This is a genomic window from Streptomyces sp. NPDC020958, assembly GCF_055562175.1.
Genome location: NZ_JBVHFU010000012.1, coordinates 276,410 through 295,544, shown reverse-complemented (window position 1 = coordinate 295,544; position 19,135 = coordinate 276,410). Strand labels below are relative to the sequence as shown.

At 72.3% G+C, this 19,135-nt stretch carries 14 protein-coding genes and 1 riboswitch; of the genes, 1 reads left to right on the top strand and 13 read right to left on the bottom strand.

What is annotated here, in order from left to right:
- Window positions 1-186 precede the first annotated feature (186 nt).
- The 4 genes from ACZ3KP_RS30155 to ACZ3KP_RS30140 form a co-directional block, all read right to left on the bottom strand.
- Window positions 187-972 carry an SGNH/GDSL hydrolase family protein gene (locus tag ACZ3KP_RS30155; protein ID WP_467503155.1) on the bottom strand — a complete coding sequence of 262 codons (786 nt, stop codon included), beginning with the start codon at window positions 970-972 and terminating at the stop codon, window positions 187-189.
- 145 nt (window positions 973-1,117) lie between these two features.
- Window positions 1,118-1,834 carry a DUF6250 domain-containing protein gene (locus ACZ3KP_RS30150; RefSeq protein ID WP_467503154.1) on the bottom strand — a complete coding sequence of 239 codons (717 nt, stop codon included), beginning with the start codon at window positions 1,832-1,834 and terminating at the stop codon, window positions 1,118-1,120.
- Between the two features lie 190 nt (window positions 1,835-2,024).
- The gene (locus ACZ3KP_RS30145) at window positions 2,025-2,957 is read right to left on the bottom strand and encodes a M23 family metallopeptidase (RefSeq protein WP_467503152.1); all 933 of its coding nucleotides are present in this window, start codon (window positions 2,955-2,957) and stop codon (window positions 2,025-2,027) included.
- Window positions 2,958-2,961: 4 nt separating this feature from the next.
- Window positions 2,962-3,123: riboswitch (cyclic di-AMP (ydaO/yuaA leader) on the bottom strand.
- Window positions 3,124-3,429: 306 nt separating this feature from the next.
- Complete coding sequence (locus tag ACZ3KP_RS30140; protein WP_467503150.1) at window positions 3,430-5,514, bottom strand: alpha-galactosidase; 2,085 nt, start codon at window positions 5,512-5,514, stop codon at window positions 3,430-3,432.
- Window positions 5,515-5,689: 175 nt separating this feature from the next.
- Here ACZ3KP_RS30140 and ACZ3KP_RS30135 point away from each other — a divergent pair, with 175 nt between their 5' ends.
- Window positions 5,690-6,487 (top strand): tyrosine-protein phosphatase, encoded by a 798-nt coding sequence (locus tag ACZ3KP_RS30135; protein ID WP_358981804.1) that lies wholly within the window; start codon window positions 5,690-5,692, stop codon window positions 6,485-6,487.
- Window positions 6,488-6,500: 13 nt separating this feature from the next.
- On the opposite strand, the gene ACZ3KP_RS30130 is transcribed toward ACZ3KP_RS30135, so the two are convergent.
- The 9 genes from ACZ3KP_RS30130 to shc form a co-directional block, all read right to left on the bottom strand.
- Window positions 6,501-6,623 carry a DUF6126 family protein gene (locus ACZ3KP_RS30130; protein ID WP_132887285.1) on the bottom strand — a complete coding sequence of 41 codons (123 nt, stop codon included), beginning with the start codon at window positions 6,621-6,623 and terminating at the stop codon, window positions 6,501-6,503.
- A complete protein-coding gene (locus tag ACZ3KP_RS30125) occupies window positions 6,620-7,243 on the bottom strand; it encodes a helix-turn-helix domain-containing protein (RefSeq protein ID WP_467503148.1) in 624 nt (207 codons plus the stop codon). The genes ACZ3KP_RS30130 and ACZ3KP_RS30125 overlap by 4 nt, the downstream gene beginning before the upstream one ends.
- 83 nt (window positions 7,244-7,326) lie before the next feature.
- Window positions 7,327-10,713: a hypothetical protein gene (locus tag ACZ3KP_RS30120; RefSeq protein WP_467503147.1), complete on the bottom strand. Its 3,387-nt coding sequence runs from the start codon at window positions 10,711-10,713 to the stop codon at window positions 7,327-7,329.
- Window positions 10,714-10,798: 85 nt separating this feature from the next.
- On the bottom strand, window positions 10,799-12,184 hold the full coding sequence (locus tag ACZ3KP_RS30115; RefSeq protein ID WP_360566200.1) for an aspartate aminotransferase family protein: 1,386 nt from the start codon (window positions 12,182-12,184) through the stop codon (window positions 10,799-10,801).
- Window positions 12,181-14,184, bottom strand: a complete 2,004-nt coding sequence (gene dxs, locus ACZ3KP_RS30110) for a 1-deoxy-D-xylulose-5-phosphate synthase (protein ID WP_467503145.1) — start codon at window positions 14,182-14,184, stop codon at window positions 12,181-12,183. Before dxs ends, ACZ3KP_RS30115 begins: the two co-directional genes overlap by 4 nt.
- Window positions 14,185-14,211: 27 nt before the next feature.
- Complete coding sequence (ispG, locus tag ACZ3KP_RS30105; RefSeq protein WP_467503143.1) at window positions 14,212-15,369, bottom strand: flavodoxin-dependent (E)-4-hydroxy-3-methylbut-2-enyl-diphosphate synthase; 1,158 nt, start codon at window positions 15,367-15,369, stop codon at window positions 14,212-14,214.
- Between the two features lie 3 nt (window positions 15,370-15,372).
- Entirely contained in the window at window positions 15,373-16,395 is a 1,023-nt protein-coding gene (gene hpnH / locus ACZ3KP_RS30100; RefSeq protein ID WP_132887281.1) for an adenosyl-hopene transferase HpnH, read from the bottom strand.
- A gap of 5 nt (window positions 16,396-16,400) precedes the next feature.
- Entirely contained in the window at window positions 16,401-17,042 is a 642-nt protein-coding gene (locus ACZ3KP_RS30095) for a phosphorylase family protein (protein ID WP_132887280.1), read from the bottom strand.
- The gene (gene shc / locus ACZ3KP_RS30090; protein ID WP_467503140.1) at window positions 17,043-19,034 is read right to left on the bottom strand and encodes a squalene--hopene cyclase; all 1,992 of its coding nucleotides are present in this window, start codon (window positions 19,032-19,034) and stop codon (window positions 17,043-17,045) included.
- Window positions 19,035-19,135 lie beyond the last annotated feature (101 nt).

The following is a 19,135-nucleotide window of genomic DNA, read 5'->3' as shown; positions in this document are numbered from 1 at the left end:
CGCGGCCGAGGGTGCCGTGGCACAGGCGGGCGTGCTGCTGGGCGCGGTGACCCGGCTCGTGGCGGAGCTGCGGACGGCGGCGGAGCTGCTGCCGGGCGCCCCGGCCGGGGGGGGGGGGGGGGGGGGGGGGGGGGGGGGGGGGGGCCGGGGGGGCCCCCCCCCCCCCCCCCCCCGCGGGCGCACGCCTCAGGCCACGGAGGCGATCCGCATCTTGATGTCGTCCGGCGAGAGCGCGCCCTTGGCCGTGACGTGGTCGCCCGAGGACTCGCCGCGCAGCCGTCGCCCGATCCACGGGACCAGGTACTCGCGGGCCCACTGCACGTCGTCTCGGCGGACCTCGAGGGTGCCGCGGGGCGGCAGCGGCGGCCAGGGCTGGTCGGGGTCCGCGGGGATCTCGACGCCGAGCACCTGACCGGCCCGCAGCGCCACGCGCGTGTGCCCCTCGGGAGAGAGGTGCAGCCGGTCGTGGTCCCAGGCCCGCCGGTCCTGCACGGTCTTCAGGGACCACAGGTCCAGCACCGGGCAGCCGTACCGGTCGGCGATCGCCCGCACATGACCGTTGTAGGTGGCGATCTTGCCGCGCAGGTGTTTGAGGACGGGCACGTTGCGGGTGTCGAAGCCGGTGGTCACCATGACCGTGCCGACGGCCCCGGTCAGCCGGACCACGGCCCGCTCGAACCGCTCGGCCACCTCGTCCGGATCGGTGCCGGGGCGGATGATGTCGTTGCCGCCGGCGCAGAAGGAGACCAGGTCCGGGGCGAGTTCCAGGGCCTTGGGCACCTGGTCCGCCACGATCTGGTCGAGCAGTTTCCCGCGCACGGCGAGGTTGGTGTACTGGAAGTCGCCCTCGGGGCGCCGGTCCGACAGCAGTACCGCGAACCGGTCGGCCCAGCCGACGAACGCCCCGTCGGGGCCCGGGTCGCCGACGCCTTCGCTGAAGCTGTCCCCCAGCGCCACGTACGACCCGATCACTGATGCGTTGTCACTCTTCGAATCGTCTGCCACATCGGATCATGATTCACCTTTGGCTGTGACCTACGCGACCGTAATAAGGGGTTGACGACCGGTGAGATAAGACACTTCTCAATACTGTGCCAAGGCTGGAATAAGGGCCTGGTCAGCGACGTTGACGCGGTGATCCCCAGACCCGGAAGTCACTGATCAGAAAGTGGCTCCAGGTGGTGCGGAAGGCGAAGTGCCCACCTGTGTAGGGCTGCGGGTCGGTGTAGTCGAAGACCAGCCGTCCGTTGTTCCACCAGCGCACGCACGGGCCGTCGGAGACGATCCGGACGCGGTTGGGCTCGTTCGCGACGAGCAGGGGTTCGGTGTAGTCGAGGATCAGCGGCCGGACGCCGGGCTCGCCGACGTAACGGCGCAGCCGGGTCGTGGTGTTGTAGTTGGCGCCGTAGCCCGCGTAGTACGTCGTGAGGTAGTCGTACTCGGCGAGCGCGCCGCCGCGCGGGGTGGCGAACAGGTCGTCCGGGGAGCGGACGTCGGTGGCGTTCCAGAAGTTGTTGAGGTCGGAGACGCGGTCGTCGGGGCCGCCCGCCGAGACCGGTGTGGCGGTGTACTCCAGGACGTACGGCCCTTCGAGCCGGCGCCGGAACCAGACGGTCGCCCCGGCGGGTACGTCGATCTCCAGGACGCCGTCCGCCGCGGCGACCGTGCCGCCCCGCTCCAGTTCGACGGACCACTGGCCGAGCCCGTGGCGGAAGTCGTCGTGGGCGAGCAGGCGGCGGTGCCGGGGCGCGGCGCTCGCGGGTGCGGCGGGGGTGAGGGCCGTGAGCGCGGCTGCGGCGGTCAGGGCGCCGAAGGCTCGGCGGGTGGTCGTCATGCGGCTGGTTCCTCCCGGTGCGGCACAGGTCGCGGAAAGCGCTTTCACCGAACGGGGTTCACTCTGCCGTCGCCGAGCCTTCGTTGTCGATGCCCGAAGCAGCGCTGCCACGAGAAGGAAACACCGAGGGCCGGACCCCGGGGACCGGGATCCGGCCCTCGGAGTGCGTGTCGGACCGGCGGGGCGCCTGTCAGCCGACGGCGAGGCCCTTCGAGCGGAGGTAGGCGACCGGGTCCACGTCCGAGCCGTAGTCGGGGGTGGTACGGATCTCGAAGTGCAGGTGCGGGCCGGTCACGTTGCCGGTCGCGCCGGAGAGGCCGACCTGCTGGCCCGCGGTCACGGTCTGGCCGGCCGAGACGGAGAGCGCGGAGAGGTGACCGTACTGCGCGTAGTGGCCGTCGGCGAGCCTGATGACGACCTGGTTGCCGTAGGCGCCGCCCCAGCCGGCGGTGACGACCGTGCCCGCACCGACGGCCTTGACGGGGGTGCCGGTGGGCACCACGAAGTCGACGCCGGTGTGGTAGCCGCTGGACCACATGCCGCCCGGCACGTGGTAGCCGGTGCCGACGGTGGCGCCGCTGACCGGGAGGACGTATCCGGAGGCGGCCGTCGTCGAGGCGTCCGGGGTGGACGGGGTGGACGGCACGGACGGGGTGGCCGCCGAGGACGAGGTGGCGGAGTGCGCCTCGGGCCGGGCACCGGAGTCAGCGGTACCGGTCGTCGTGGGGCCGCGGCCGTCGAGCGTGAGCTCGAGGCCGGGGTGGATCAGCGAGGGGTCGTCTCCGACGGCCTGCCGGTTGTCGGCGTAGAGCCGGTGCCAGCCCCCGCTGATGTGCTGGTCACGCGCGATCTCCGAGAGGCAGTCGCCCGGCACCACGGTGTACGTGCGGTGCGCGGAACGCGCGGCGGCGGACGTCCGTACGGCCGCCTTCCCGGGCGCCGCCTTCGCGACGGCCGGCAGCGACTGCGGAGCCTTCGCGGAGACGGACTGCGCGGTGGCCGCGTGGGCACCGGTGGCCCCCATGAGCGGCAGGGCCAGCGCGGCGCCACCGGTTCCGGCGACGGCCATCGAGCGGGTGAGACGCTGGGTCTTCGGGCGGCGGTGCTTACCTCTCGCGGGCATGGCGCGTTCCTCTCCGGCGCCTGCGAGGTGAGCTGTCGGGTTCGGGCTGGAGCTGCCCGGCCACGCCGGAAGGCGTGACTACACCCCTGGCCTGTCCCGGGAACCGGAACAGGCGGTCTTGCCTGGTGGGTCCCCCGCTCCTGCCGGGCACGGGTGAGTGTGTGGGGACTCCGGGCGGCGGCAGGATTCGGCGTTCCGTCCGGATGCGTGGCGAACGTAAGCGAGCAGGACGCACCCGGACAAGCGAACGGTTCCCGACCTCCTGGTGCCGCTTGATCCGTTACGGACGTTCCCGGTCACCCTCCGTGAAACCCGGCCTTTCCCGCTCCCGCAATTCCCTTGTGAAGCGCCTTCATTACGTGAGCATGACGCGCGACGGTCGGTCACGAATATGACGCTCCTCACGCACGTCACGCCACGTCCACATATTCCAGAGCGAGTTGCAATGAAGCCGCCAATTCAGGCAGAAGGATCAGATGCGACGAAGTCGGACGACCGTCGCATCCAGGTCACCCTTGAGCCCCACGCGCAGCCCGTGATGCAACAGCACGGCCCCACGGTGCACTTCGCCCGTTTCGCGGCATTCGTACGACGCCTCCGGGTCGAGGCCCTTGAGCCGGAGCGCCGGCACCGGCTCGCCGTAGCTCTGCGCCTGGAGCCAGGCGAGGACCGCGGTCTCGTCGCCGAGCGTGTACTGCACCGCGCTGAGCCCGCCGGCCGGCGGCCGCAGCCGGAACTGCTCGCCGCGCTGCACCAGCGGCCGGATCTCCTTGTAGAGCCCCACCCAGTGACCGGCTTCGGCGAGTTCCTCCTCGGTCCACTTCGAGAGGTCGCCGCCGACCCCGAGCGCCCCGGCCATGGAGCTGACGAACCGGAAACGCAGCGAGCTGACCCGGCCGTTGAGCTGGTGGTTGGGGCTGTCGGTGACCCAGGCCGACATCACCCGGGCGGGGTGGATCTGGCTGAAGCCGTGCTGAATGGCGAGCCGGTCCAGCGGGTCGGTGTTGTCGGAGGTCCACACCTCGTCGGTACGGCTCATGATGCCGAGGTCGATCCGGCCGCCGCCGCCGGAGCAGGACTCGATGGCGACGTCCGGGTGGGCCGCGCGGATCCGGTCGAGCAGGGCGTACAGGCCGCGCACGTGGTCCACCCACAGGCGCTGCGGGTAGGGCTCGCCCGGCCAGCCCGCGTCGGTGAAGCAGCGGTTGAAGTCCCACTTGACGTAGTCGATGGGCGCGCTGGACAGCAGGGCGTCGAGCTGCTCCCAGAGGTACTCCTGGACGTCCTCGCGGGCGAGGTTGAGGACGAGCTGGTTGCGCAGCTCCGTCCGCTTCCGGCCCTGCTGGTACTGCACCCAGTCGGGGTGCGCCCGGTACAGCTCGCTGTCCGGGTTGACCATCTCGGGCTCGACCCAGATGCCGAACTGCATGCCGAGCGCGTGCACGTACTCGGCGAGGGGCGCCAGGCCCTTCGGGAAGCGGTCCGGGTTGGGCGTCCAGTCGCCGAGGCCGGCGCGGTCGGAGGTGCGGGCGCCGAACCAGCCGTCGTCCACGACGAACAGCTCGACGCCGATCGCGGCGGCCCGCCGGGCCAGGGTGGCCTGCTGCTCCTCGGAGATGTCGAAGGTGGTCGCCTCCCACGAGTTGAACAGCACCGGCCGGTCCCGGTCCGCGTCGGGGATGACATGCGCCCGCTGGTAGGCGTGCCAGGCCCGGCTCGCCCCGCCGAAGCCGCCGTCGGACCACAGGGCCGCGAACACGGGACTGGTGTACGACTCGCCCTCGGCCAGCATCAGCAGGCCCGAGTCGTCGTAGCCGGCGCCGCCGGTGATCTGCACGCGCGCGTCGGGGAGCTGGGCGACGGCGATCCGCCAGGACCCGGACCAGCCGAGGGCGCAGCCCCAGACCTCCCCGTGCTCCTCGGTGGCGTCGGTGTCCAGGGCGACCCAGGGCAGGTGCTGGTGGCCGGTGTGGCCGCGGCGGCTGCCGATGACCTTCTCGCCGTACGTGAGCGGGCCGCTGACCAGCCGGGACTCGGCTGCCCAGCGGCCGTGCAGCTGGGAGAGCCGCCAGCCCTCGCGGTCGGGCAGCGTCCAGGTCGCCGCGTCGGCGCGCAGCAGCTCCACGGGCGCCTGCCCTTCGTTGCCGACGGTCACCCAGCGCTCGACGACGTCGCCGCGCATCCGGTAGTGCAGGGTGATGACGATCCGGTCGTCCCGGAAGCGCAGGCGCAGTTCCTCGTCGCCGGCGTCGCCCGCCGTCTCGTACGACTCGAAGGCCCACTCCGTGCCTCGGCGCTCCTCGGTGCGCACGGACAGCGCGGGGCGCACGAAGCGGGGACCGCCCTCGACGGGGTACTCCTCACGGCCGTCGAGCGGGGACTCGAAGGGCCAGTAGCCGGGCAGCACCCGGGTGCTGAGGGCCTCGGCGTCGGCGAGCCGGATACGCGGCCCCCAGTGCAGGTGAAGCAGTTCGCCGGCCTCCGTCAGATGCAGCGCGTAGCTGCTGCCGGGGCCCGACAGGAGCCAGGTACGACCGTTTTCGGCGATGTCCACCATCGAGAAACCTCACACAGGTGCCAACAGATCCGCTCAAGCCCCAACATCATCAAGGGCCGCGGGCCCCGGAGGCAACGTCTGTGGACAACTCATTGCCTGTGGAAACCGATGTCGTATGGTCGTCGCAGTGCCCGTCGACGAGCCGCGCCGACGGGGCCGGCCGGGAGGAGCCCCCGTGACGCAGCAGGTCCCGTCCACCGAGCCCGAGCTGGCCGGTGTGCGCAACTTCCGTGACGTGGGCGGCCTGCCGACCGTCGACGGACGCCGGGTGCGGCACGGCGTGCTGTTCCGCAGCGGGCACCTCGCGCACGCGACGGAGCAGGACGCGGAGTTCCTCGCCTCCCTGGGCCTGCACACGATCTTCGACTTCCGCAACGCGGCGGACCAGAAGCTGGAGGGCCCGGACGTCGAGCTGCCCGGCGTGCGGAACGTGAACCTGCCGCTGAGCGATCCGGCGCACGGCGCCGAGTTCTGGACGATGGTCCGCGAGGGTGACATCGAGCAGTTGCGCGGGCTGCTGGGCGACGGCAGGGCGGCGGCCCGGATGGTCAACTCGTACCGCATGATCGTCAAGGACCGTACCGGCGAGCACGCGCGTGTGCTGCACGCCCTCGCCGAGGACAGCGTCCCGGCGCTGATGCACTGCGCGGCCGGCAAGGACCGCGCGGGCATCTCGATCGCTGTGACGCTGCTCGCGGTGGGTGTGGAACGGGACGCGATCCTCGCCGACTACCTGGAGTCCAACGCCAAGCACCGCCGCTACCGGGTGAAGCGCAGCGGCAGCGGGGACAGCGTCTACAGCCCCGAGGTGATGGAACTGCTCAGCCCGCTCTTCGACGCGCGCGCGGAGTACCTGACGGCGGCCGTCGAGAGCATCGAGGAGACCTGGGGCGACGTCGACACCTACCTGGAGCAGGGGCTCGGGCTCACCCCGGCGACCCGGGAGCGGCTGCGCGAGCGCCTGCTCGACTAGGCCCTGCCGGGGCTCAGCCCTTGCCGCCGAGGGTGAAGAGCAGGAAGAGGAACGCGGCGAACACGTGTCCCACGGCGATGTAGATGATGAGCCGGATCCACAGGGACCGCGGGAACCTCTCCTCGTAGTTGCTCATGGCAGCTCTCCAGGGGTCGGTCCCAGGCACAGCGCGGCCGTGGGACTCTGCAACAGGGTGTGGACGAACAGGAGTGCGACCCCGTCGTGGTCCTCGGCGGCGAGCCGGTGCGGGGTCAGCGAGTCGAAGTGGGCGCTGTCGCCGGGGGCGAGCACATGCGTGGTGTCGCCGAGGCGCAGCCGCAGCCGCCCTTGCAGGACGTACAGCCACTCCTCGCCGGGATGCACCCGCACGACGTCGCCCTGCGAGCCGTACGGCACCCGGACCCGCAGCGCCTGCATCCCCCGGCCGGAGGACCCGGCCTGCCAGTACGTCCAGCCGCCCGCCCCGGTCGGTTCCATGTCACCGGCGCGCACGATGGCGTCCCGCTCGGCGACGGTCTCCCCCAGCAGCTCGGAGACCGTCGTACCGTAGACACGGGCGAGTGCGAGCAGTACCGGCAGTGAGGGCTGGCGCTGCCCGGTCTCCAGGCGGGAGAGATGGGCCGGTGACAGCCCCGCGGTGCGCGCCGCCGCCTCCAGGGTGAGGGCGGCGCGCCGGCGCAGGGCGCGGAGCTGCGGCGCGACGGCTGGCAGGACCTCGTCCGGCCCGGCCGGGGGCCCGGTCTCAGGAGAGCTCATGCTCTCCATTCAGCCGCAGGTTTGCCTGTCCGGCAAATTTCTTGCCTCAGAGGCAAAACAGCGGTCGGGGCCGCCTCGGGAGGTCACTCCGGGACGGTCGTCGTCGCGTATGCCTTGAACCGTACGTCGGGGTCCGGATGCCTGCGCAGCCGCCGCAGCAACGACCGCCACGGGTCGGGCCAGCCGACGCTCGCGGCCGTCGCGGAGACCAGCTGCGCCGCGATCAGGCCGGGGACCGTGCCGCCGTCCTCGGTCAGCCGCTCGGCCGCCGCCAGTACGGCCGCGGCACGCTCGGGCCGGGCCCGGTGCGCCCAGCCCGCCTCCAGTCCGCCCGCCACCTGGGCCGCCACCGTCGTTCCGGCGTCCTCCAGCGCCTCCGCCAGGTCCAGCAGCCGTCCGAGCAGCCGGTCCGGTTCCTCGGTGCGGTCGGCCAGTCGGCGCAACAGGCCCGCGCGTTCGGCCGCCAGCAGCGGTTCCGGCGCCAGCAGCGCGGCGGTCCCGGCGAGCACCTCGCCGCGTTCGGCGGTGTTGTACGAGGGAGACACCAGGGTCCGCAGTCTTTGCAGAGCCGGCAGGTCCCGGTCCTCCAGTGCCTCGCCGCCGCCCTCGGGTGTGTGCATCGCGGCCAGCAGCCGGGTCACCGCGTCGTGGTAGACGCTGCCCGGGGCCACGCCGCCGACCGGATGCGGGATGTCGGACATGCCGAGGTCGCGCAGCACCCATGCCGCGTGCTGCCAGTGTTCGCGGCTTTCCAGATCGCACACCGTGTCCGCGATCCGGACGGCGATACCGGGCGCGTACGGGGTCCAGGGGGCGAGCGCCCGCAGGTAGGCCCAGCCGGCGAAGCTCTCGCACGACGCGAGGCCGGCGTCGTAGACCGTGTCCACGACCGCCGCGTACCTGCCCCGGTGCGCCTCGGCCAGCTCCCAGGGAGTCACCTCCACCAGGGACAGGCACCCGGCCGAGGTGTCGTCCCGTGCGGCGGCCTCCAGCAGGTGCCAGGCCTCCGGCACGCCCAGCAGGGGCGCAAGCGCGCGGATCACGGCGGTCCGGACGTCGGGGTGCGTGTCGGGGCCGAAGCCGCGCGCGAGCAGCGCCACCGCCTGACGCGGCGGCAGGAAGCGGGCCGTGAGGCGCACGGCCTCCTTGCGGGAGGTCACCTTCGCGGGCCGCTCCCCCGTCAGCAACGGGCTGAGGGCCGCGGCGAGTTCGGAGGGGGCCGTGAAGCGGGCGGCGCGGCTCGCCGCGTACACCGCGACGCGCGCCCGGTCGCCGACCGCCTGCTCCAGGAGCAACGGCAGGACGTCCTGGGGGCGGTCGGTCCAGGGCAGCGCGGCGAGCGCCGCCTCGGCGACGACCACCTCCTCGTCGTCCTTGTGCCGCATGGCCAGGACGAGGCCCAGCTCCGGCACCGGGGCGGCGGCGCGGATCGCGCAGGCCCGGTCGTCCAGCGGCAGGGAAGGGTCTTCCGCCACCTGCTCGGCGAGGCGCGCCGCGGCCTGCTGCTGGCGGGGCAGCCAGCGGCCGACGGCGCCGAGGTCCGGCAGCGGGCGCGCCGCCCCGGCGACCAGGAAGCGGCCGTACGGCGGGGTGTCGGCGAGCAGGGCGTCCAGCAGGTCCGTGCGCTCGCGGGACAGCACCCGCCGTACCGGCGCGAGGACCGCGGCCGACGGTTCGCGACCGACGATCCGGGCGGCCCGTTCCCCGCGGGTGGCCGGTGCGGCCAGCCACAGCGCCGCGGCGGCCTCGAACGTCGGGTCGTCGCCGCGCTCCAGCGCCAGGGCGAGCATGTCCTGCAGCACGGGCATCCGCCGGGCCCGCGGGCCGAACGCGGCGGCCAGGCCGAGCAGCAGTCGGAAGTCGGACCGGTCCGCCGCCGCCTCCAGCCAGGGGCGCAGCGCCTCGAACACCTCGTACTCCTGGCCGCGCCGCAGAACGCGGTGCAGCGGCCCGAAGTCGGGTACGCCGACCCGGCCCGTCATCCGCTCCAGCGTGCTCAACGCCCAGGCGCGCAGGGCCGTTTCATCAGCACTGGCATGCTCGACGAGGACACGCTCGGCGAGGGTGCGCAGCGCGGTGAGGCTCTCGGCAGAACAGTCCCGGGCCTGGAGGGCGTCGAGGGCGATGCGGTCGAGGGGCTCGGCGTCGGCGGGGTCGAACAGCCGGGGATGCGTCTCGGCGAGCGCCTCCAGCGCGGCGGCGCGCACGGGGTCTCGGTCGTTGCGGAGCCGGCCCGCCGCATCCAGCACCTCGGTGATCGCCGCCCGGCCGCCGTCCCGGGCCGCACAGGCCACGAGCAGCGGCCAGGCGGCGGCTCGGTCGTCCGCGTCGGACCGCCGGGTCGCGGCGAGCAACGTGGCGCGTGCCTCGTCGTACGGGCCGTGGGCGAGCGTGTCCAGGTCGTCCCAGGCGTCGACCCGCTCGCCGAACTCGGCGGCCGCCCTGCGCACTTCGGCCCAGCGGCGCTCGCGCGGCAGCAGGCCGAGCACGGACAGGGCCGGATCCCATTCGGTCCCCTCCGCGGTGACCGCGTCGAGGAAGGCCGTCCGCCTGCCCGGCGCCATGGCCTTCAGCAGCCCGGCGAGGTGGCCTTGGCGCTGTATCCACTGGCGGCCCAACAGTGGCAGGGACGGCGGCTCGGCGCGCACCAGCCGGCGCAGCACGCCGGGCGGCGGCACGGGCTCGTGGCGCGGTGGGTTCCGGCGCGGGGAGATGATCCAGCGCACGACCCGCTCGGCGTCGGCGTCGACGAGCGCGCCGAGGCCGCCGAACAGGCCGGGCGGCAGGGCGGCCGGGCCGTTCCGTTCCAGCAGGGCCAGGACCCCCTCGGGCAGCCGCGGGGCGAGTGCCGCGACCGTGGTGGCGTTCAGCCGCCACCACTCCTCCCGGGCCCGGTGGTCGGTCCGGTCGGCCAGGGCGCGTTCGGCGTGGGCCAGTACCGGGCCGGGGTGGCGCCGGGCGAGCCGTGGCCAGTTGTCCACGGCGTGCGCGAGCCGGGGCAACTCCCGTGCGACGAAGGGCGTGGAGCAGGCGGGCAGCAGACGCGCGGCCTCGGCCTCGCCCCACTCCTCGCCGAGCCGCGTCACCAGCCGCTCGGCGAGCACGCCGCGGCCGCCGGAGGCGAGCAGACGGGCCAGCCGGCCCCGCAGCGCGGCCGGTGCGTCTTCGTACGCCGCCTCCACCGCCGCGTCCGGCACGGGCAGGGTGCGGGCGGCGCGCCGGGCGTACCCGGCGACGACCACGTCCGGGTCGGCGAGCCGGGCGGCGAGGAAGTCCGCGTCCCGGCCGACGAGGGCGGCCAGCGCGGCAAGGCGGCGCCCGTAGGGGCCGGCGGCGTCGAGTTCGGTGAGAAGCGGAGCGAGTGCTCCCTGCTCCACGAGCCGGCGCGCGGTCTTGGCGGTGAGGGTGAGGCGGGCCGGGAAAGACAGTCCTTCGAGTGCGGAGAGCAACTGCTCCGCGGTGGTCGGCATCCGGCGATTGTGCCCGAGGGTGATCGCTCATGCGATCGATTATTCGGCGGCCGGGGTCCGTGACGGGCCCCGGCCGCGGGGGGCGCTAGCGGTTGGCCACCGCCTGCTTGATGAGGGTCCTGCCGAAGTCCCACATCAGGCCGCCCCCGCTGTGGGCGTCGTCCATCACGTCCGTGAAGGCGTCCATGAAGCGGTCGACGTCCGCCTCGTCCACGATCAGCGGCGGGATGAGCTTGATCACCTCCAGGTGGTCGCCGGAGACCTGGGTGAGGATCCGGTGCCGTTGCAGCAGCGGTACGACGACCATCTGCGCGAACAGGCCCTTGCGGGCCGCCTGGAGCATGGCCCAGCGGCTGCGCAGCTTCAGCGAGCTGGGCCGGCCGAACTCGATGCCGATCATCAGGCCCCGCCCGCGGACGTCGGCGAGCAGCTCGTAGGTGCCGATCAGCGCGGTGAGCCGGGACTTGAGCTGCTCCCCCACCGCCCGCGCGTTGGCGACGACCTGGTCGTTCTCCATGACGGAGAGCACCGCGAGGCCGGCCGCCATGGCCTGGGCGTTGGCACCGAAGCTGGCCGAGTGGACCAGGACGCGGTCCATGGACGAGTAGACCTTCTTGAAGATCCAGTCCTTGCCGAGGGTCGCGCCGACGGGGACATAACCGCCGGAGAGCGCCTTCGCCACGCACAGCAGGTCCGGCTCGACGCCGTCCTCGTGCTGGTAGGCGTAGAAGTCGCCGGTGCGGCCGAGACCTGTCTGTACCTCGTCACAGATGAGCAACGCCTTGTGCCGGTGCAGCAGTTCCTGCGCGGCCCGCAGGTAGCCGGGCGGGGCCTCGTGCACGCCCTTGCCCTGGATCGGCTCCACGATCAGCGCGGCGACGTCGCCCTTGCTCAGCTCCCGGGCGAGCGCGTCCAGGTCTCCGAGAGGGACGGCGGTGTCGGGCAGCAGCGGGGCGAAGCCGTCCCGGAAACCGTCCTCGCCGTTGACCGACAGGGAGCCCGTGGTCAGGCCGTGGAAGGCGTGGTCGCAGTACAGGACGCGCGGTCTGCCGGTGGCGAAGCGGGCGAACTTCAGGGCCGTCTCGACCGCCTCGGTCCCGCTGTTGCCGAAGAACACCCGGTCCAGGTGCGGGCTGTGCGCGAGGAGCCGTTCGGCGAGCAGGCCGGGCAGCGGCTGGCAGTCGAAGCGGGTGAGGTCGGCCAGCTGGGCGTCCAGGACGTCGTGCAGGGCCTTGCGGACGACGGGGTGGTGGCGGCCCAGGCCCATCACCCCGAACCCGGCGAGCATGTCCAGGTAGTCGTTGCCGTCCGCGTCCCAGAAGTGAGCACCCTCGGCCCGCTCGTAGACCTTGTCGAAGCCGATGGTGTGCAGCATCCGCGGGAGCTGGTGGTTCAGGTACTTGCTGTGCAGCTCGTACCTCTCACCGCCACGCTCGCTGAGCAACGCCCCGAGATCGAACTCCGTACTCATTGCCTCTCCTTGTCAACGCCCTCGGCATCAGCGCCCCGGAGGGCGCTGGGGGTACCCCCGGCCGAAGGCTGGGGGAGGAACTGCGCGACCAGCCCGGACGCGGCCGCACCGGCCGAACGACCCCCTGCGGCCCCCCGTCCCGTGAGGCTCGCCCCGATCCGCCCCGCGATCTCCACCGGCGTCAGCCCGATGTCGGCCAGCACCTCCCCCCGCTTCGCGTGTGCCAGGAACTGCTCGGGAATCCCGAACCGCCGTACCGGCACATCCACTTCGGCATCACCGAGCGCCAGCGCGACCGCCGCGCCCACGCCCGCCGCCCGGCTGTTGTCCTCGACGACCGCCACCAGCTCGTGCCGGGCGGCCAGCACCGGCAGCGCCGGATCCACGGGCTTCACCCAACGGGGGTCCACGACCGTGCAGTCGACGCCCCGGGCGGCCAGCAGTTCCGCGGCCTGGAGGCACACCGGCGCCATCACCCCGACCGCGACCAGCAGCACCCGCGGGTCCGCGCCCCGGTGCAGGACGTCCACGCCGCCGACCCGGTCGACCGCCGGGATCTCCGGCCCCACCGACTCCTTCGGGAAGCGGACCAGCGTCGGCGCGTCGTCGACGGCGACGGCCTCGCGCAGCTGGAGGCGCAGTTGTCCGGCGTCGCGCGGGGCGGCGATCCGCAGGCCGGGCACCACCTGGAGGATCGACATGTCCCACATGCCGTTGTGCGAGGCCCCGTCGACCCCGGTCACCCCGGCACGGTCCAGGACGAACGTCACCCCGCAGCGGTGCAGCGCCACGTCCATCAGCAACTGGTCGAAGGCGCGGTTGAGGAACGTGGCGTAGACGGCGACGACGGGGTGCAGCCCGCCGGTGGCCAGGCCCGCCGCCGAGACGGCCGCGTGCTGCTCGGCGATGCCGACGTCCCAGACCCGGTCGGGGAAGCGCTCGGCGAACCTGCCGAGGCCGACCGGGTGCAGCATCGCCGCGGTGATCGCCACGACGTCGTCCCGCTCCTCCCCGATGCGGACGATCTCGTCGCCGAACACCGACGTCCAGGACGGGCCGTTGGACGGCGTGAGGGGCTCGCAGGTGAGCGGGTCCATGACGCCGACGGTGTGGAAGTGGTCCTCCTCGTGGGCGAGCGCGGGCTCGTAGCCGCGGCCCTTCTCGGTGAGGCAGTGCACCAGGACCGGACCGTGGAAGCGTTTCGCCCGCCGCAGCGCGGACTCCACCGCTCTGATGTCATGGCCGTCGATCGGGCCGACGTACTTGAGACCCAGGTCCTCGAACATGCCCTGCGGCGCGAAGGCGTCCTTGAAGCCCTTCTTGGCGCCGTGCAGGGACTCGTAGAGGGTGCCGCCCACGACGGGTGTGCGCAGCAGGAGCTCCTTGCCCCAGGCCAGCACCTGCTCGTAGCCGTCGGTGGTGCGCAGGGTGGCCAGGTGGTTGGCGAGACCGCCGATGGTGGGGGCGTATGACCGCTCGTTGTCGTTGACGACGATGATCAGCGGCCGGTCCTTGGCGGCCGCGATGTTGTTGAGCGCCTCCCAGGCCATTCCGCCGGTCAGCGCCCCGTCGCCGATCACCGCGACGACATGGCCCTTCTCCCCCTGTACCTGGCGGGCCTTGGCGAGGCCGTCGGCCCAGCCGAGCGCGGTGGAGGCGTGGCTGTTCTCGATGACGTCGTGCTCGGACTCCTCGCGCGAGGGGTACCCGGACAGGCCGCCCTTGCCGCGCAGCTTGGAGAAGTCCTGGCGGCCGGTGAGCAGTTTGTGGACGTAGCTCTGGTGACCGGTGTCCCAGAGGATGCGGTCGGCCGGGGACTCGAAGACCCGGTGCAGCGCGACGGTCAGTTCCACGACGCCCAGGTTGGGCCCGAGGTGGCCGCCGGTCCTGGCGACCGCGTGCACCAGGAACTCGCGTATTTCTTCGGACAGTTCACCGAGTTGTGCCTCGGACAGCGCCTTCAGGTCGCGTGGTCCCCGGATGGTCTCCAGAATCGTCACGCTCGGCCCCCTCTCGGTCCGTGCTGTTCAGCTCACGGTGACGGCGGGTGTTCCGGACCCGGCGCCGTCCTGCTCCATCTGCTCGGCGATCTTCATCGCTTCCTCGATGAGGGTCTCCACGATCCTGGACTCGGGCACGGTCTTGACGACCTCGCCCTTGACGAAGATCTGCCCCTTGCCGTTGCCGGAGGCGACGCCCAGGTCGGCCTCCCGTGCCTCGCCGGGGCCGTTGACCACGCATCCCATGACGGCGACGCGCAGCGGTACCTCCATGCCTTCGAGTCCAGCCGTCACCTCGTCCGCCAGCTTGTAGACGTCGACCTGGGCGCGCCCGCACGACGGGCAGGAGACGATCTCCAGGCGGCGCTGCCGGAGTCCGAGGGATTCCAGGATCTGGATGCCGACCTTGACCTCCTCGGCGGGCGGGGCGCTCAGGGAGACCCGGATGGTGTCGCCGATGCCCTGGGACAGCAGCGCCCCGAAGGCCACCGCCGACTTGATCGTGCCCTGGAAGGCCGGGCCCGCCTCGGTCACGCCGAGGTGCAGCGGGTAGTCGCACTGGGCGGCGAGCTGCCGGTACGCCTCGATCATCACGACCGGGTCGTTGTGCTTGACGGAGATCTTGATGTCCCGGAAGTCGTGCTCCTCGAAGAGCGACGCCTCCCACAGCGCCGACTCGACCAGCGCCTCCGGAGTCGCCCTGCCGTACTTCTCCAGCAGCCGCCGGTCGAGCGAGCCGGCGTTGACGCCGATCCGGATCGGCGTGCCGTGGTCCTTCGCGGCGCGCGCGATCTCCCTCACCTGGTCGTCGAACTTCTTGATGTTGCCGGGGTTCACCCGGACCGCGGCGCAGCCGGCCTCGATGGCCGCGAAGACGTACTTCGGCTGGAAGTGGATGTCCGCGACGACCGGGATCTGGGACTTCCTCGCGATGGTGGCCAGCGCGTCGGCGTCGTCCTGCGTGGGGCAGGCGACGCGGACGATCTGGCAGCCGGACGCGGTGAGTTCGGCGATCTGCTGGAGGGTGGCGCCGATGTCCGAGGTACGGGTCGTGGTCATCGACTGCACGGACACCGGGGCGCCGCCGCCGACGGCCACCGGTCCGACGTGGATCTGCCGCGACCGGCGCCGCTCGGCGACCGGCCGGGCCGGGACCTCGGGCAGGCCCAGGGAAACGGCGGTCATGCCCTACTCCCGGTTTCCGGAGACCGTCTCGCGCATCGCGCGCAGCGACTCCTTGAGGGATCCCATGGTGGCGAGGACGGCGGTGGGCTCGTAGCCGCAGTGCGCCATGCAGTTGGCGCAGCGCGGGTCCTTGCCGCGGCCGTACTTGTCCCAGTCGGTCTTCTCGATGAGTTCCCGGTACGTCGGCACGTACCCGTCGCTCATCAGGTAGCAGGGGCGCTGCCAGCCGAACAGCGAGTAGTTCGGGATCGCCCAGGCCGTGCACGGGAAGTCGACCTTGCCCTCCAGGAAGTCCAGGAAGAGCGGGGAGTGGTTGAGCCGCCACTTCTTGCGGTTGCCGCCCGCGAAGGCCTTCTTGAACAGCTCGCGGGTCTGCTCCACGCCGAGGAAGTGCTCCTGGTCGGGGGCCTTCTCGTAGGCGTAGGCGGGCGAGATCATCATCTCGTCGACCTTGAGGTCGTCGTTGAGGAAGTTGAGCACCTCGATGATGGTCTGGGGGGTGTCCGTGTTGAAGAAGGTCGAGTTGGTGGTCACCCGGAAGCCGCGCCGCTTGGCCTCCTTGATGGCCGCCACCGCCTCGTCGAACACGCCCTCCTTGGCGACGGACTCGTCGTGCCGCTCGCGCAGCCCGTCGATGTGCACCGCGAAGGCGAAGTACGGCGAGGGCGTGAACTTGTCCATCTTCTTGCGCAGCAGCATCGCGTTGGTGCACAGGAAGACGTACTTGCGCTTCGCCACCAACTGCCGCACGATCTCGTCGATCTGCGGGTGCATCAGCGGTTCGCCGCCCGCGATGGAGACCATCGGCGCACCGGACTCCAGCACCGCGCCGACGGCCTGGGCGACCGGCATACGCTGCTTGAGCACCCCCGCCGGATGCTGGATCTTGCCGCAGCCCTCGCATTTCAGGTTGCAGGCGAAAAGCGGTTCCAGCTCCACGATCAGCGGGAACTTGTCCCGCTTGCGGAGCTTCTGTTCAGCCAAGTAGGTAGCGACCTTGATCGACTGGCGCAGCGGCATGGCCATCTGGCTCACCTCCGGGGGAGCAGCAAAGAACGGTGCCATTCGAAGAAAGCTGGAAGAACGGATCGAAGGACGCGGAAAGCCGATATTCCACCGCGCACCGTGCCGATCCGGACGAGTTCATGTTCAGGAGCGTCCACGACCACCCGTACGGCCGCAACCGGTCGCTCGCCCGCGCGCACGGCGCTGAGGAGCGTGGCCGCCGATTCCATGTCGACCGCGATGGCGCCGGTCGCGAGCAGGTCGAACCGTTCGTGACCGCGGACGACGTGGTCGGAGCCGGTGACGGGCCCGGTGTGGACGGTGCGGCCGGGCAGGGTCCGTACGAGTTCCTTGACGAGGAGTTCGGTGCCGACGCACGGGACGCTTCCGCGCGGGTCCCGGGTCTCCTCGGCGACGACCAGGTCGCCGGGGTGCATCCCGGGGGCGAGCCCGGCGCAGAAACCGGTGGCCAGCACGGCGGCGGCGGCGAGCGCCGGGTCCGCCAGGACGCGGGTGACGGACCGTTCCGCCGCCCTGGGTCCCATGCCGGTGCGCAGCACGGTGACCGGCCCGTCCGCGCCACCGCGTTCGCCGGCGCGCAGGGCGAGGTGCTCGATGCCGAGCGCGCAGGCGATCAGCAGCGGGGCCGCAGCGGGCGTGGTGCTCATTCAGCTCCTCTCGACCTCGGGTGTGGGCTCGCCGTGGACGTAACGGCCGAGCGCGGTGAGCGGGAAGACCTGCCGGTAGAGGTGGTAGTTGATGGAGAAGTCCCAGGGGAAGCCGGTGCCGGTGAAGTACGGCTCGTCCCAGGAACCGTCCTCGCGCTGGGTCTCGGCGAGCCACCGCACGCCCCGCTCCACCGCCTTGGACTCCTTCTCGCCGGCCGCGAGCAGGGCCATCAGCGCCCACGCCGTCTGGGAGGCGGTGGAGGCGCCGCGCCCGCTCCATTCGCCGACGTGCTTGTAGGAGCGCAGGTCCTCGCCCCAGCCGCCGTCGTCGTTCTGGACGTTCTCCAGCCAGGTCACCGCGCGCCGGATCGCCGGGTGGGAGGCGGGCAGTCCGGCCGCGGTGAGCGCGGGCACCACGGAACCGGTTCCGTACACGTAGTTGACGCCCCAGCGCCCGAACCACGAGCCGTTCGGCTCCTGTTCGGCGAGCAGCCACTCGATGCCGCGCCGGGTGCGCGGGTCGTGGGACATGCCCTCGAAGGCGAGCATCTCCACGACGTGGGCGGTGACGTCCGCGGAGGGCGGGTCGATGACCTCGCCGAAGTCGCAGAACGGCAACCGGTTGGGGAACGGGCTGGTGTTGTCGACGTCGAAGGCGCCCCAGGCCCCGTTCTTGGACTGCATGCCGAGGTTCCAGCGCACCCCGCGCCCGATGGCCTTCTCCATCCGCTCGGGGTCGTGGTGTCTGATGCGGCGCAGCGCGAGAACGACCTCGGCGGTGTCGTCGATGTCGGGGTAGTTGTCGTTGTGGAACTCGAACGCCCAGCCGCCCGGCGGGAGCTGGGGTCGCTTCACGGCCCAGTCGCCGGGCCGGACGATCTGCTCGCCGAGCATCCAGTCGGCGGCCTTGACCAGTTGCGGGTGGTCGGCGGGCAGCCCGGCGTCGGCGAGCGCGATGGCCGCGAGGCAGGTGTCCCACACCGGCGACTGGCAGGCCTCGATCATCCGGGCGCCGTCCTCGCGCCACACGGCGTAACGATCCAGCGACTCCAGGCCCGCGCGCATGACGGGGTGCCGCAGGTCGTAGCCGAGCAGGTGCAGGGCGATCAACGAGTACACGGCGGGCGGTTGGATGCCGCCCCAGGCGCCGTCGTTCTCCTGCCGCTCCACGATCCAGCGGGCGGCGGAGTGCAGCGCCGAGCCGCGCAGCCGGCGCATCGCGACCCTGCGGTAGCCGCGGACAACCTTGTCGAGCCGCTGGAACAGGCCCTCCCAGGTGGTCGGCGGGGCCAGCGGGCGGGGCGGGTTGGGGTTCGCGGGGTCGGTGTGCAGCTCGTCCAGCGGAAAGGGGGCCGGGCGCACCGGCCGCTTCGCCGAGACGACGGTGAGCGGCACGATGGTCTGCCGGGCCCACTGGCCGAAGTTGTAGATGCTGAGCGGGAACCACTTCGGGAAGTACAGGAGTTCGGGCGGGAGTTCGGGCAGGTCCTCCCACTTCCACCAGCCGAACAGGGCCAGCCAGATCCGGGTGAAGACCCGGGCGGCGGCGATCCCGCCGCGCTCGCGGACCCAGGCCGACGCCTTGGCCATGTGCGGTGCGTCGGGCGCGTCCCCGGCGAGCCGCAGGGCGACGTACGCCTCGATGGTGGTGGAGAGTTCGCCGGGGCCGCCGTAGAAGGTGGCCCAGGTGCCGTCCTCGCGTTGCTCGCCGCGGATGAAGAGCGCGGCGGCGGCGGTCGTGGCCTCGTCGCGGATGCCCAGGAACTGACGGAGCAGCAGGTCCTCGGCGTCCATGGTGACGTTGGTCTCCAGGTCGCCCTTCCACCAGCCCTGCGCGTCCTGGAGGGCGAGCAGATGGTCGGTGGCACGCCGGACGGCGCGTTCGGCGGCTTCTTGCACCCCGGCCGCGACGGGGGTGGTGAGTTCGGTGGTGGCCGAGTCGGCCCGGGGCGGCAGGGTGGCCCCGGTGCTTCCGTCGGTCGTCGCTGTCATGGCATCCCCTTCGTGCAGTCGTGCGAAATCGTTCTGCTGCGGGTCCGCCGTCGGCCGGTGCTGGCTGCGCGCTCGCACCGGCCGGCGACTACGCGAGGGCT

What these genes read in the sequence shown, in the direction of transcription:
- ACZ3KP_RS30125 (WP_467503148.1), bottom strand. Translation starts at nt 7,243, where the DNA reads ATGAGCTCTCCTGAGACCGGGCCCCCGGCCGGGCCGGACGAGGTCCTG.
- ACZ3KP_RS30115 (WP_360566200.1), bottom strand. Translation starts at nt 12,184, where the DNA reads ATGAGTACGGAGTTCGATCTCGGGGCGTTGCTCAGCGAGCGTGGCGGT.
- ACZ3KP_RS30130 (WP_132887285.1), bottom strand. Translation starts at nt 6,623, where the DNA reads ATGAGCAACTACGAGGAGAGGTTCCCGCGGTCCCTGTGGATCCGGCTC.
- ACZ3KP_RS30120 (WP_467503147.1), bottom strand. Translation starts at nt 10,713, where the DNA reads ATGCCGACCACCGCGGAGCAGTTGCTCTCCGCACTCGAAGGACTGTCT.
- hpnH (WP_132887281.1), bottom strand. Translation starts at nt 16,395, where the DNA reads ATGGCCATGCCGCTGCGCCAGTCGATCAAGGTCGCTACCTACTTGGCT.
- shc (WP_467503140.1), bottom strand. Translation starts at nt 19,034, where the DNA reads ATGACAGCGACGACCGACGGAAGCACCGGGGCCACCCTGCCGCCCCGG.
- ispG (WP_467503143.1), bottom strand. Translation starts at nt 15,369, where the DNA reads ATGACCGCCGTTTCCCTGGGCCTGCCCGAGGTCCCGGCCCGGCCGGTC.
- ACZ3KP_RS30095 (WP_132887280.1), bottom strand. Translation starts at nt 17,042, where the DNA reads ATGAGCACCACGCCCGCTGCGGCCCCGCTGCTGATCGCCTGCGCGCTC.
- ACZ3KP_RS30150 (WP_467503154.1), bottom strand. Translation starts at nt 1,834, where the DNA reads ATGACGACCACCCGCCGAGCCTTCGGCGCCCTGACCGCCGCAGCCGCG.
- ACZ3KP_RS30140 (WP_467503150.1), bottom strand. Translation starts at nt 5,514, where the DNA reads ATGGTGGACATCGCCGAAAACGGTCGTACCTGGCTCCTGTCGGGCCCC.
- ACZ3KP_RS30145 (WP_467503152.1), bottom strand. Translation starts at nt 2,957, where the DNA reads ATGCCCGCGAGAGGTAAGCACCGCCGCCCGAAGACCCAGCGTCTCACC.